Source organism: Maridesulfovibrio salinus (genome assembly GCF_055394525.1).
On the sequence record NZ_AP042461.1, the window covers coordinates 1,135,621 to 1,147,191 of the forward strand.

Here is an 11,571-nt window from a genome sequence, read left to right on the forward strand (position 1 = left end):
GTATGACAAAAAGTGATCAAAATTATCAAATGTGGTTTGTGAAGTTAGTCTGTAGGCAGATGATAACACGCATAAAATGGCTGTTTAGCCGCAAATTAGAAACTTTGAATCAGCATAATAATCCGTTTAGGGCTGATTGGCTTTCGGTTGAAAAATGAAATGAGTGTGTAAAATTGCAAAATTGTAAAAAATATATTTCAGTTTGGTCGAAAACTACAAGAATGTATTATTCCGTTTGCTAATTATGAGTTTGGGCACTTCCAAAAACATTTCAATAGTGTCAGGATGGTTATGGTTGTTTTCTTTGTGTCTCGGCGGAAGAGGACCGTCCGGTGTTGCTGATTCTCATGATGGAAATAATTATTGTTAAATGAATAGAGGGAGTGTGAATTAGTATGGATTCAAGTGAGATTAAAAGGGTGTTTGAAGCCTATTTCGAGAAATATAAAAAAACAGAAGGAGACCGAACTTCGTGGTCGGCGGTATGGCTGGAGAGTACGAACGCCGGGGTACTGGAGTTAAATATGACCAAATGCCCCAAGGGTTTGACCTTCAAGATCTTTGTTGACAAGAAAAAAGTTGCAGAGGTCTATGGATGGGATGAGTATTTTTCAGCGATGCAGAAGGTTGTGGATGACTATCCGGGCCTTTATGACGAGGAGAAGATTTTTTCGGAAATGGAGTTTGTTCTCTAGGGTAAGTCTTGTGGGGGGCAGTTGCTGTATCAGAATATCGTTTTTGGTGTCCGGTGGGCTCTCTCTCAGAAAGAGGCAGTTTCAGGGCGACTCTCAGAAAACCCAGCCTTGCTGGTGATTTTCTAAACCGCCAGAAGTATGATTGTCGTAATTATTTTTCTGATCCGGGTTTTCTGTTCCGGGTAAGTTGTCATAGTATTGAGTGGGGGGCTAGACCGGTTTTATCGGGCGGCTTAAGAGCGGGGTGAAATAGCTTCACGCCGATTGGCAGTCAGGCCCGGTCTTGCATCCTTTTTGCTGAGATCTAAGAAAAAACTGTCGGCCAACACCTCAGATCAGAAACCGGGAAAACTGTTCCATGTTCAAGCCAAGTTCTTCGGGATCAGGGTGGCGCTGGATTTTGAGATTGATTCCGTCATTATTAAAGGTGGCGAGGTCAATGCACTCAGGCTCAACAGGCTTCAGTCTGCGGTTGAACATAATTTTGACCTTGGGTTTTAGAGGGGAGCTCTCGTTGGTTTCAAGGACCAGAGCATAACGCTGGTCATCCAGTTGAACCAGTGTGCCGGGAGGGTAAATGCCCATTAACCTTATGAACCGGTTCAGGAATTTTTTGTCAAAATCAGATCCGCTCCATTTATACATAAGACTGAGGGTCTTGGAGGGGGACATGGCTTTTTTGTATACACGAACACTCGTAAGAGCGTCATATACATCTGCAATGGCGATTATTCTGGCGAAAGGGTGAATGCTTTCTCCCTTAAGTTTTCGCGGATAGCCGTTGCCGTCATACCGTTCATGATGCTCGACAACACCACGCAGGATGGACAGGTCCAGCCCTTTGACTTCTTTGAGAACGTTCAATCCCTGCATGGAATGTCCTTTCATGATTTCAAATTCATCTTCAGAGAGTTTTCCGGGCTTGTTGAGAACTTCATTGGGAATGCGGCCTTTTCCAACATCATGAAACATGGCGGCAATACCCAGTTTTTCGAGTCTTTTCCGGTCAAGGCCGAGGGATTTGCCAAGCAGCAGCGAGTAAAGATTGACGTTTATGCAATGGGTGTAAGTGTATTCATCGTATCTTTTGAGAAAGGCAAGGGTCAGTGCTGCCGGTTCGTTTGAGGAAATACTGTCAATAACACTACCTATCATGGGCACTGCTTCATCAACTTCTATTCTTTTGCCGTTTTTGACATCATCTATGAATTTACGGGCATAATTCAGGGCTTCCTCATGGACTTCTCTGGCATGTGGCAGGGCCTTCTCCAGTTCCCGGGCCGAGTCGGAAGCACTTTTATATCTATCAGTATTCTTTTTGGGCAATTCAGGTAGAAATGTATCAGTAAGGATTTCGACCTGAGCGGTGTCATCCGGGAGATATTTGGCTATATCTTCATACGACTCGATAAACTTATCAACTTCAACAAAAGGATCCTTAAACGTTCCCACCCCGTAGCCGCGAACAAACATTCCGGGCTTAAGGTCCTTTTTTTTAATAGCTTTTATGTTATCTTCCACTGTCATTCACCTGCTTAATCTATTATATAGCAAATATTGCGCATCTCTTTTACGCTTAGACAACACCTAAATCCAGTATAATTTCATACCTCTGAAAGATTAATAAACAGGAAAGAAGATAAAATGATTTTTTGCTGTAACATGTTCTTGACTTATTTTTACAGGGTCTTAAAATATCTTTCCTGCCTCACGAATAACTACCAACGGCAATACCTGAAAAACAGGTTCCATAGGCGACTTGACCAAGTGTCAAGGATGTTCTAGGCAGGTCTTTAAGCAGCCGGTGGATGGCTGTCCCTGTATACATCGCAGCTTCACTTTCAGGACTCGGTCTTGTAAGTGGCTGCATTTTTATTGACAACGACGGAATTATTCGAGGTTTATGAAATGAGCAATATCCCCATTTCTAAAGAAGGTTTTGAAAAGATTAAAAAGGAGCTTGCAGAGCTCAAGAAAGAGCGCCCGGAAGTAATCAGGGCCATTGCGGAAGCACGGGAAGAGGGCGACCTCAAGGAAAACGGCGGTTATCATGCCGCCCGTGAAAGACAGGGAATGCTTGAAGCGAAGATCAATTATATCGAGTCCCGCATCCCTCTGTTCAATGTCGTGGACATGGCTACACTCGGTGGCAGTAAAGTTACTTTCGGTGCTACCGTTGAGCTTGAAGACATTGAGACCGGAGCAGAAAAAACCTATACCATCATGGGACCGGATGAGAGCGATTTCAAAAAAGGCATAATCTCAGTTGAATCCCCTGTGGGTAAAGCTCTTCTTGGTAAACAGGAGGGTGATGAGGTTGTGGTCAACGCACCCAAGGGTAAAATTGAATATGGCATTGTGTCTGTAACTTTTAATGGAGTTGTATCTTAATAACGTACAACTTTTTCCGTCGACACGTTGATCAGGGCCCATCGGTTCTTGCGTGATTGAAAATATTAAACGGGGATGTGTCTGTATGACATGTCCCCGTTTTTCAAAACCGAGGGTGTTCCCTATGAAGCAGTTCACGGATTCCTCCCTTAAAATCTCAGGGTATTGCCTGAAATGCCAGTCTGTACACTCTCTGAGTTCTCTGGATGCTGTTCCGTACTGCGGGGAGTTGATGGATACGCTAGAGCGTGAGAAACGCATTGATTTTATCCTGCCGGAAGAAAAAGCGGATGAAGTTTACAGTATAGATTATGTTTTCGGTGATGCCCGGGGACAGATGTTCGGCATCATGGTCTACCTTGATGAGCATGGCAAGAAAGGTACAGCCCGGGCTTTTTCAGGGCAGTACAACGGCAGGTGGAATGCTCCCGGCTGGGTCTCTCCGATACTTGATGAGGCTGAATTTCATAAGCTTACAGATGAAACAGAACGGCACATCAAGGTACTTGGTAGAGAGATGCAGAGTCTTCTCAAGGGATCTGCTGAATACAGTAGTCTGGCGAAAAGGCGCAAGGAGCTGTCCCGCGCTTTAATGCGTAAAATCCATGGCTCTTACGATGTCCGTAATTTCTGCGGAGAATCAGCAAAAATGCCGGACATAGCCTCCACCTCCGGGGGGCTTCCTACAGGTACAGGAGACTGCTGTGCTCCAAAACTTCTGAACCATGCCGCTATTAACGGCCTTACTCCCCTGTCTATAGCCGAGTTTTATTTTGGGCGGGAAAACCGCTCGCACACCAGGGCACACAGACAATTCTATTCCTCCTGCGCAGACAAATGCGGCCTGATTCTGGGTTTTATGCTCTGCGGCCTTTAGCTTCTTAGAACTCATCTTATCCATTTTTTTCTATCAAATTCTGTCTGTTGCGGTTAAGCTGGTAGTAATGGAGGAAATAAAATGAGTTTATCCAAGAGTTACAGTAAAGTTGTTCTATCTTTTCTTATCGTGACACTGCTTGTTGTGTCAGGGTGCGCTTCACATTCTCCTTCCCCGGAGGCTGATTTTACTACTACCAGAAATACCAAATGGTTACTGGAAGACATTGACGGGCAGGGTGTAATCGATTTCGCGCACATCTGGGTCAGGTTTGACAGTGACGGAAAGATATACGGTTCAGGCGGGTGCAACAGTTTCCGAGGTCATTACAGGATTGAGAACAGCCAATTCAGCACAGGGCCTCTGGCAATGACCCGCAAGGCCTGCCCGAAGGCAATCAGTCTTCAGGAGTTCAAATTCATGCAGGCTCTTGAAAATGTGAGGACTATGTATCGCAAAGGCGGCCTGCTTCATATGGAAGGTGGCGGACACAAGATGATCTTTTCGGATTCCTATTAGAATCTGGCGCATTGGCCGGGGAATTTATGAGCAGTATCTCTGAAAAAGAATTGCAGGAATTGAGGGAGTGTCCGGACCATATCCGTGAACAGCATAAGCAGCTAAAGGCAAAATTTGCTGACGGACTTATTGACTCGGTCCCTCATGTGGCTTTTGTTGTTAACAGTGAGAGGGAGGTTGTTCTTTACAACAAAGCCATGGCTAGCCTGTTGGTTGATTCCCTGGAAGGAATTGCGCTTGGGAAACGTCCCGGGGAGTTGCTCAATTGCGGTAATACCCTGAACCACCGTTGTGGTGAATCAAACTCATGCGCCCAGTGCGGAGCTATGATTTCTCTGATCGAGGCTCTAGGCGGGGGTGTCGGTAATGAAGAATGCAATCTCCTTACCGAGTCCAACGGTATGGTCAATTCTTTTATTTTCAAGGTAACTGCCGCACCTTTGGAAATTGATGGACAGATTTTTGTTATAGTTTATCTGACAGATATTTCTGACCGTAAGAACAAGGAAGTTGTGGAAAAAATATTCCTCCATGATCTGATGAATGCGGTTAACGGAATCATGAATGCAGGGAGTCTGCTCAGGGAAGAAGCCATAAAGGATACTACAAAAGAGCTGGCGGCCATGGTTATAGACAGGGCCATGTTCATGGCCAATGAAATCAATGCCCACAGGTTGTTTGTTTCCGCAGAAAGTAACCAGCTTGAAATCAGTCCGGAACAGTTCTCCGCTGCTGAAATAGTAGAATCCGTGTGTGCTTTTTTTTCAGGAAGCCAGCTTGTTTCCGACAAGAATATTACTTTGACCATAACGGCGGAGGATTTCAATCTCATAACCGACAAGCGCATTGTTTACCGTATTCTTGAAAATCTTATCAAGAACGCTTTGGAAGCATCTCCAGGTGATGGGACCGTAACTGTTGAGGCCGTCCGTGAAGATGAATTTGCTTTGTTTACGGTGAATAACGAGGGAACCATACCCATTACCATTGCCCATCAGATTTTCAAGCGCTCCTTCTCCACCAAGGGAAAGGGAAGAGGTCTCGGAACCTACAGTGTTAAGATGTTTACAGAAAATTATCTGAATGGGCGTGCCTGGTTCGATTCATCTCCTGACGAAGGTACTAATTTCTATGTAAAGCTTCCTCTTGAGCTGCACTTGGATCGATAAGTTTCATTCATGTTTCAACGGAGATAATAAATGCTTAACAGGTCGCGAACTCTTTTTCTTTTCAGTTCCCTCGCTATTTTGCTTGTCCTGCTTCTGATTATACCGTTTTACCTTTTTTTTGATCTGCAGATTGCCAAATCTGCTTACGGACTGAAAGGCACTTTCTGGGTTACGGGTGCTAAGGCCATCAGTCTTCTTGCTCCAAAGCATGCTATTCAGACTATTTCCTTTGCCGTATTGATTGCAGGCGCTGTGGATTCTCTTGCTTATGGGCTCAGTATGAGAGCCCGCTCTCTTCTTTTGGTTGGAATGTCCAGCATGACCGCAATGCTCATCGGTGATGAGCTTAAATGGTTTTTCGGGCGATGCCGTCCACCGTTGTTCTTTGAGGACGGCTCCTACGGGTTCACATGGTTCTCTGGAAAAGGAATCCAGAATTCTTTTCCTTCGGGACATACTCTGCGGGCCTTCTCTGTTGCCACGGCAGTTGCTCTTGTTTTGCCTCGCTTGAGGTTTCCGGCTATTTTTTTAGCAGTCCTGGTTGGTGTGAGCAGGGTCGTCGCTGGAAGGCATTATCCTTCTGATGTTATGTTCGGATGTCTGATAGGTATTGTTTGTGCTGTCTGGTCTTTTCATTTTTTGTTTCCAGTGGACGAGAACAAATAAGGACAGATTTGACTGTTGAAAGAAAAGAGTGTGCAAGTTTTTTTAAAATAATGCTGGAAAATAAAGCCCGCGTATTGATTAATACGCGGGCTTTTTTGTTAGTAAACTGCCTATTGAGTCGTGTTTTCCAGTAGATTGAAATCAGCCCGCTCTTTGTGCATTGGCTCCTTTTCGGTCTTCCTGCGGCTGACATCAGTCTTTTTTTAAACAGGATATTGATTTAGCTGTTATTGCTTTATTCGCTTTTGCTGTGTCCTTTTCGGCGTTGCAGCTTGACCAGCAGAACATAAAATAAGGGCACAAACAGCACACCGAGAATTGTTGCGGCTATCATTCCCGAAAATACGGAGGTCCCCAGTGCGTGTCGGCTGGCAGAGCCTGCGCCCTGCGCTATCACGAGTGGAACAACACCGAGGATGAAGGCGAAGGAAGTCATGAGAATAGGTCTGAAGCGCAGTTTGGCCGCATCAACGGCCGCTTCGACCAGAGACTCTCCGTGTTCATATTTTTGTTTGGCGAATTCGACAATGAGAATTGCGTTTTTAGTCGCCAGTCCGATAAGCATGATCAGTCCTATCTGGGCATAGACGTTATTGTCCAGTCCCCGCAGAAACTGTCCGGATATGGCTCCGAATACCCCTAACGGGACAGCAAAAACAATAGCCAGCGGGATGATCCAGCTTTCGTACTGCGCAGCAAGCACAAGAAAAACCATCAGAACCGCAAGGGTGAAGATCACGACTATTTCACCGCCGGATTTCTTTTCCTGATATGCTATGTTGGTCCAGTCAAATCCGTAACCACGGGGAAGAGTTTTGCGCGCAACTTCTTCCATTATGGCGATTCCCTGTCCCGTGCTGTAGCCCGGAGCAGTTGTAGCCGTGATTTCTATTGTCCGGAACAGATTGTAACGCTGAATGTATTCCGGGCCGTATATTTTCTTTTGATTGAGCAGTGTGGACAGGGGAACCATATTACCGGCGTCTCCGCGGACATAGAATCGGGAAACATCTTCAGGGGTTGTCCTGAATTCTGAATCCGCCTGCGCCATAACTCTGTATGTTCTTCCGTATTTATTGAAGTCGTTGATATAGTATCCGCCAAGGAAGGTCTGCAAAGCGCTGAACACTTCATTAAGGGGGATTCCAAGCTTACGCACTTTGTCACGGTCGATGTCCACATACAATTGAGGAACATTAGCGCTGAAGGTGGTGAATATGTTCATCAGTTCAGGGCGCTTGTTCAACTCCGCAATATAGTCTCCTGCGGCCTGGGCCAGTTCTTCTACCGTTCCTCCAGACTTGTCCTGAAGCTCGAATTGTAGTCCTCCGGTAGAGCCGATTCCGTTAATCGGGGGCGGGTTGAAGCAGATTATTCGTGCTTCTTGAATTCCCATAAGTTTTTTCTGAACTTTTTGCAGAATAGCGTTCACGTGCAGAGAAGGATCTTTTCGTGCATCCCACGGATCAAGGATGGCAAACAATGTGGAAGTGTAGGAGGAGTAAGCCGCAGTTATCAGGTTGAAGCCGCCGAGGGCGAAAAAGTCGTCAATTCCTGCTTCATCTCTCAAAATGGCTTCAACTTTATTTACCACCGCATCTGATCTTTCAAGGGAAGCTCCTTCAGGCAACTGTACGTTGATCATGAAGTACCCCTGATCCTCATTCGGAACAAATCCTGTAGGGACAGTCGAGAAAAGGGTGTAAGTTCCGAAGATCAATACACCGAATACAGCCACAGCCACGGCTGACTTCCTGATGATCAGTTTTACTCCGGAAGTATAACCTGAGGTAACTTTGCCGAAGTACTTATTGAATACTTTGAAGAACCAGCCAAACGGTCCGCGCATGTCCTTCTGCGGTTTAAGCAGAAGGGCCGACATAGCCGGAGAAAAGGTCAGCGCGTTGACTGATGAAATGGCGACTGAAACCGCAAGGGTCAGAGCGAACTGTTGATACAGCTGGCCTGTTATCCCGCCCATGAAGGCAACAGGAACAAAGACAGCAATCAAAACCGCCGTGGTCGCCACAATCGGGCCAGAGACTTCTCTCATGGCCTCCTTGGTTGCGGTTTTGGCATCCATACCGAATTCATCTATTTTTGACTGCACGGCCTCTACGACAACGATGGCATCATCAACAACAATACCGATAGCCAGAACCATACCGAAAAGGGTAAGGGTGTTGATGGAGAAACCAAGAACCTGAAAAAAGGCGAAAGTTCCCACCAGGGAAACGGGTACGGCTATCATGGGTACAATTGTGGCCCGCAGGTTTTGCAGGAAAATGAAGACCACGATGAATACCAGTGCCATTGCCTCATAAAGAGTCTGAACAACTTCTTCAATGGACGCGCTAACGAACAGTGTAGTGTCGTAGGGGATGTCGTATTTCATGCCCGCGGGAAAATATCCTGATAAATCCTTCATTGTGGTCCGGACGTTTTTCATGATGTCCAGCGCGTTTGCTCCGGGAAGCTGGTAAACCAGCAGCATTGCCGCTTCCGACTTGCCCTGGCGTCCGAAAGCGGAATAAGACTTGGACCCCATTTCAACTCTGGCAACATCACGGATACGGACATTGCTGCCGTCAGGATTGCCTTTTACAATTATATTCCCGAATTCTTCTGGCTCGGTGAGCCTTCCTTTTACCCTTACTGTCAACTGGAACTGCTGGCCTGCTGAAGCCGGAGGTTGTCCGACCTGTCCTGCCGGAGCCTGAAGGTTCTGCTCCTGTACAGCCTTTATGACATCATCGGAGGTTATGCTCATACGGGCCATTTTGTCTGGATCAAGCCAGATGCGCATGCCGTAATCCTGATCTCCGAAAAGAGAAACACTGCCGACTCCCGGGATACGGGAGATAGCGTCAAACAGATTTATTTTGGCGTAGTTGTTAAGGAAAAGAGAATCAAATGTCCCGTCCGGTGAAAGCAGGCTGATAACGCAGGTCATGCTGGGGGACTGCTTTTTTACCGAAACCCCTGACTTGTTGACTTCGGCAGGAAGCTGGGGGGTGGCAAGGCTCACTCTGTTCTGAACATCCACAGTGGCCAGTTCAAGGTCCCGGCCAAGTTCGAAGGTAACGTTAAGAACCATGCGGCCATCGTTGGAACTGATGGAGTTCATATAGAGCATGTCCTGTGCTCCGTTGACTTGTTCTTCTATTGGTGCGGCGACCGTCTGCTCCACTACCTCGGCACTTGCTCCGGTGTAGACTGTGGAAATCTGAACTGTCGGAGGAGCTATTTCCGGGTACTGTGCGATCGGAAGTGTGAAAATACTCAGCAGGCCTACCAATGTGATGATGATGGATATAACTGTGGAGAAAATGGGTCTGTCGATAAAGAAGTTGACCATAGCTGTTTCCTGTGGATGCTGGATAAAAGTTATCTCCCTGCCTGAACAGGGAGATTCTTACAGATGATTATACAATTACTGTTTCTGTTCTGTGTCGGTATCGTCTTTATTCTCAAGCTGTGGCTTGACCAGTGTGCCCGGTCTGATTTTGTTGACTCCATCAGCTATGATTATTGTATTGTCTGTAATTCCATCACCGATAACGGCCTGACGGTCGTTTGCGAATTCAACCTTGACGGGTTTTTCCACTACGGTTCCGTTGGCTGCTACAGTCAGAAGAGACTTGCGGCCCTGGACATCAAGGAGAGCTCTGGTCGGGACTACGAGTGCGTCATCATAAACTTTCAATAAGGCTACGACTTTCGCATACTGCCCATCGCGCAGGATTCTTTCCGGGTTCGGGAATTCCGCCCTGATTCCAAGAGTTCCGGTTGAGGGATCAACAGCCCTGTCAGCCATGTTGAAAGTTCCGTTATGTTCGTAATAATGTCCATCGGCAAGGATAATGCGGAGATTTGTCTGTTTGGCCGGGCGTCCTTCCTTGCGGCGGGCTTCCATGTCTCTGATGGCTACAAGATATTCTTTTTCAGGAATACTGAAATTGACATAAACCGGATCGATTGCGGAAATTGTTGCCAACACGGTGCTTTCCTGTGCAATCAGAGCTCCGGGGTTGACTTTGGTCCTGCCGATAATTCCGTCCATAGGGGCGTGTATATGAGTGAAGTCGAGGTCAATTTTAGCCTGTTCAACCTGTGCTTTGGCATTACTTACATTGGCTTCAAGCACCTGCCTGTCCGTGATTTTTGAATCGTATTCTTCGCGGCTGACCGCTCCCTGTTCAAAAAGGGCCTTAAACCTTTTGTAGTCTTTTAATGCTTTGCTCAGGGAAGCCTTGCTGCTGGCAAGTTCCGCCTGGGCTTTTTTCAATGTTTCTTCATAAGGGCGGGGGTCGATAACAAATAGAAGCTGTCCTTCCTTAACTCTCTGCCCTTCTTCGAAATGCCGCTCTTTCAGGTGCCCCTGGACTCTTGAACGTATTTCAACGGTTTTCAGCGCTTCAATCTGGGCAACATATTCTCCCATAACCGGAAACTGTTGCTCCGTTATTTTTATTACTTTGACAGGTACAGCCTGAGCCTGTTGTTTCTGTTTGCTGTCTTCTCCAAAACAACCGCAAAGCCCTGCAAGAGTGAGCAGCAGTAATGCTGCCGTGATTATTCTGGGAGGTGTTGTTGCCAAGTTGTGTCTGTTCACCGGAATTTCAGCCATGCGAGTCCCCTTGATTTTTTAAATATGACCGCAAAGAACATAAAATGTATGAATTCACGGTTTTTATGCATCGTATTTTGTTAATAAATGACTCTAGCCGATTCCTATTTCAAAAAAAAGTAAATTATTTTTAGCTGAATGCTTATATTATTAGTGGTGAAGCCGGTCTTTAACTTTCCTTATTGCTTTTGGAATTTCCGCGGCCGCAGCTTCCCTGAGTTGTTGGAATCCCGTTTTGAATTCATCGGAGGGGTAGGTGCGGTCAGCAATACTTGAGGTGTACATACTGGGGATGTTATTAAGAACAACACAGACTATATCAAAGAGGCATTTGTCACATTGACAGAATTCAACTTCTTTTTTGTCAATGAAAGCCTTCAATTCTTCATAAACCGCTTCTTCCGCAAGATTTATAATATCGCCGGAACCGAAAAGTTCTTCCTGTGTCAGCATTATCTACCTCCTGTGAATTGTGAGATAATCAATTTGAGATTTATGACCTTATCAGAACATATACCATTGCCAAAATCATTTGAAGCTAATTCAGCGGAGAGTGCAAAAAAAAAGACTCTCCTGCCTTTGGGCGGAGAGCCTCAGCATTGCTGGTAAAGCAAAGCCTGTATC

Annotated in this window: 10 protein-coding genes; 6 read left to right on the forward strand and 4 right to left on the reverse strand. The window is 46.1% G+C overall.

Translation table 11 applies throughout. The features are described 5' to 3' along the window. Positions 1-395: 395 nt before the first annotated feature. Positions 396-695: a hypothetical protein gene (locus tag ACZ5PW_RS05000; protein ID WP_464558541.1), complete on the forward strand. Its 300-nt coding sequence runs from the start codon at positions 396-398 to the stop codon at positions 693-695. Between the two features lie 330 nt (positions 696-1,025). Here the strand turns inward: ACZ5PW_RS05000 and ACZ5PW_RS05005 are convergent, their stop codons facing one another. Then, positions 1,026-2,216 carry an HD-GYP domain-containing protein gene (locus ACZ5PW_RS05005; RefSeq protein WP_464558543.1) on the reverse strand — a complete coding sequence of 397 codons (1,191 nt, stop codon included), beginning with the start codon at positions 2,214-2,216 and terminating at the stop codon, positions 1,026-1,028. 387 nt (positions 2,217-2,603) lie between these two features. On the opposite strand from ACZ5PW_RS05005, the gene greA reads away from it, so the two are divergent. The 5 genes from greA (at position 2,604) to ACZ5PW_RS05030 (ending at position 6,317) form a co-directional block, all read left to right on the forward strand. Next, positions 2,604-3,086, forward strand: coding sequence for a transcription elongation factor GreA (greA, locus tag ACZ5PW_RS05010; protein ID WP_464558545.1), 483 nt, complete (start codon positions 2,604-2,606; stop codon positions 3,084-3,086). Positions 3,087-3,210: 124 nt separating this feature from the next. Beyond that, positions 3,211-3,963 carry a hypothetical protein gene (locus ACZ5PW_RS05015; RefSeq protein ID WP_464558547.1) on the forward strand — a complete coding sequence of 251 codons (753 nt, stop codon included), beginning with the start codon at positions 3,211-3,213 and terminating at the stop codon, positions 3,961-3,963. Between the two features lie 81 nt (positions 3,964-4,044). Beyond that, positions 4,045-4,482 carry an META domain-containing protein gene (locus tag ACZ5PW_RS05020; RefSeq protein ID WP_464558549.1) on the forward strand — a complete coding sequence of 146 codons (438 nt, stop codon included), beginning with the start codon at positions 4,045-4,047 and terminating at the stop codon, positions 4,480-4,482. 26 nt (positions 4,483-4,508) lie between these two features. Further along, positions 4,509-5,651 carry a sensor histidine kinase gene (locus ACZ5PW_RS05025; RefSeq protein WP_464558551.1) on the forward strand — a complete coding sequence of 381 codons (1,143 nt, stop codon included), beginning with the start codon at positions 4,509-4,511 and terminating at the stop codon, positions 5,649-5,651. Positions 5,652-5,681: 30 nt separating this feature from the next. Further along, positions 5,682-6,317, forward strand: coding sequence for a phosphatase PAP2 family protein (locus tag ACZ5PW_RS05030; protein ID WP_464558553.1), 636 nt, complete (start codon positions 5,682-5,684; stop codon positions 6,315-6,317). 235 nt (positions 6,318-6,552) lie between these two features. Here ACZ5PW_RS05030 and ACZ5PW_RS05035 read toward each other — a convergent pair whose 3' ends face one another. The 3 genes from ACZ5PW_RS05035 to ACZ5PW_RS05045 all read right to left on the reverse strand — a co-directional run bounded on the left by ACZ5PW_RS05035 (position 6,553) and on the right by ACZ5PW_RS05045 (position 11,400). Further along, complete coding sequence (locus tag ACZ5PW_RS05035) at positions 6,553-9,675, reverse strand: efflux RND transporter permease subunit (protein ID WP_464558555.1); 3,123 nt, start codon at positions 9,673-9,675, stop codon at positions 6,553-6,555. 75 nt (positions 9,676-9,750) lie between these two features. Then, positions 9,751-10,947 (reverse strand): efflux RND transporter periplasmic adaptor subunit, encoded by a 1,197-nt coding sequence (locus ACZ5PW_RS05040; RefSeq protein WP_464558557.1) that lies wholly within the window; start codon positions 10,945-10,947, stop codon positions 9,751-9,753. A 150-nt stretch (positions 10,948-11,097) separates the two neighbouring features. Continuing rightward, complete coding sequence (locus ACZ5PW_RS05045) at positions 11,098-11,400, reverse strand: late competence development ComFB family protein (RefSeq protein ID WP_464558558.1); 303 nt, start codon at positions 11,398-11,400, stop codon at positions 11,098-11,100. Positions 11,401-11,571 lie beyond the last annotated feature (171 nt).